Annotated in this window: 1 other RNA gene; it reads left to right on the forward strand. The window is 58.4% G+C overall.

Annotated features, from left to right (window positions below):
- The first annotated feature begins 541 nt into the window (after positions 1 to 541).
- Positions 542 to 635, forward strand: an RNA gene (ffs, locus tag QQS14_RS16420) — signal recognition particle sRNA small type.
- Positions 636 to 786 lie beyond the last annotated feature (151 nt).

Genomic DNA, 786 nt, shown 5'->3' on the forward strand with positions numbered 1-786 from the left:
AAGCCGCTCCGCTCGATTGGTCAGCTTCTAAGCCTTAGGAGGCTTAATGGCTGGGGGGCTCGTAAGATGGAAAGGCTGCGGTCGCGGTGGGCCGAATGGGCCTATGATCTCCGGGGGCCTTCTTCGTATCCACGCTAATCACGCCATTTTCGACTTCACTTACGACAGATAGACAATGGGCGGGAGCGTCGCAGCGCCAGTTCGTCGGGCCGCGTCTCAGGCGAAACCCGGCGGAGGCGGAGTCTTCGACGCCGACAACTGTTTCGCCAGCGGCCCGACGTTACTGGAGCGCGGCGCGGGAGACCCGATCACAGGTCTTCAAAGAGCGACTTTTGCTTACTTTTGGGCGCTCCGGTCCAAAAGTAAGTCGGCCCGAAGGGACGAAACTCTTTTCATCAAACCCATCGATTGCAACGGCTACGGCCTTGGGGGAAAGGCAATTGTCCCATTTCATCATTCTTGTTGCGCTTGCCCTCCCCGCTCCCCCCACGCGATGGTTGACGAACCCGGCACGACCCTGTAGGAAGTCCTTTCCCGATCAGAGGGAAGCCGGGCGGCGGCGGTGTTGAAAACCCCGTCAGGTCCGAAAGGAAGCAGCGGTATCGATTGCCACCGGGTGTCCGGCTTCCACTCAAAGGCGCGTTCTCAGGAACGCGCTTTTTTTGTTGTGGTCGCCCTACCTTCTTTGCGCATTTCCCCCACAGAGTCACAAAATGGCGCACAGGACGGCTTATCTCCAAAGTCCTAACGAACGCCAATTGGTAGGGAACCCCATATGCTGTTCTG

It is taken from the genome of Pseudodesulfovibrio pelocollis (assembly GCF_030282845.1).
Taxonomy (GTDB): domain Bacteria; phylum Desulfobacterota; class Desulfovibrionia; order Desulfovibrionales; family Desulfovibrionaceae; genus Pseudodesulfovibrio; species Pseudodesulfovibrio pelocollis.